We start from the raw sequence: 1,173 nt of genomic DNA on the forward strand, positions 1-1,173 counted from the left end.
TTATTGTGCATTTTTATCAACTGTCACTTGCCCCGTACTTAATTATCTGCCCCGGTATCCATGACCACCAACTGACCCAAGATTTTTTAGCAAGTTTGGAGCTATCAAGTCCCTCGACTGAGAAAGTCTTGATTTTTCCAGCTCAGGACTACCCAGCTTACTCAGCTATTCATATTAAAGAGTTCTTGCAACGTCACATTGGTTTGGTGAAAACTCCCATAGTCTTGATCAGCTTCAGTGCTGGGGTAGTGGGTGCGATCGCAGCAGCTTGGGGTTGGCAGTTACTGGGAGGTTCCATCCAAGCATTGATCGCTATTGATGGCTGGGGTGTCCCTCTGTATGGCAATTTTCCCATCCACCGGATTAGTCACGATTACTTTACCCACTGGAGTTCAGCGCTATTGGGGGCAGGGGAAGACAGTTTTTATGCAACACCCGCAATAGGCCATTTGGACTTGTGGCGTAGCCCTTGTCAGTGCCAAGGCTGGTGGGTAATGGTGCCATTAGGTGAGCAACCACCACAACGAACTTATATAACTGCGGCTGAGTTTATTATGCAGCTATTGGTGATTTACTCTAATTAGCTAGATAGTAGAATTTGGTTGAGTATCACCAGGTTGAACTATTGTGGAAGATCACGAAATAGTAACAATTGCTGAGTATCAAGCAACAGCAGAATCTTTCCGGGAAGGCACCTGGAATCACGATGTGTCTCAAAATCGCAACGCTTTGGTGGATGCTATGCCCCGTAATCCAGGCAAGATTCTGGATTTAGGTTGTGGTCCTGGTAGAGACTTGGTTGCCTTTAAAGACCAGGGTCATCAAGTGATTGGTCTCGATGCTACACCAGCATTTGTGAAGATGGCGCAACAGGTTTCAGGATCCGAGGTTTGGCAGCAATCGTTTCTGAACCTCAAGCTGCCACCAAAGAGCTTTGATGGGATCTTTGCCAATGCATCCCTGATTCATATTCCCCGTGCTTCCATGGTTAGGGTACTTAAGGATATAAAGCGATCGCTTGTTAGCAATGGTGCCATAGTTATGTCAATGATTCGTGGTGATCATGAGGGTTATAGTGTTCGTCCAACCGGCTATCGCTATGTTGTAGGTTGGGAATATCAAAGCTTGGCTCGCTGTGTTGAACAAGCAGGATTTGAGATTTTTGATCATTAC

2 protein-coding genes are annotated in these 1,173 nt (G+C 46.0%); both read left to right on the top strand.

What is annotated here, in order from left to right; translation table 11 throughout:
* Window positions 1-20 precede the first annotated feature (20 nt).
* Window positions 21-584 (top strand): hypothetical protein, encoded by a 564-nt coding sequence (locus F6K38_RS42580; protein WP_287360928.1) that lies wholly within the window; start codon window positions 21-23, stop codon window positions 582-584.
* 43 nt (window positions 585-627) lie between these two features.
* A partial coding sequence (locus F6K38_RS42585; RefSeq protein ID WP_287360925.1) for a class I SAM-dependent methyltransferase occupies window positions 628-1,173 on the top strand: 546 nt, incomplete at its 3' end.

Source organism: Moorena sp. SIO3B2 (assembly GCF_010692525.1).
Lineage (GTDB): Bacteria > Cyanobacteriota > Cyanobacteriia > Cyanobacteriales > Coleofasciculaceae > Moorena > Moorena producens.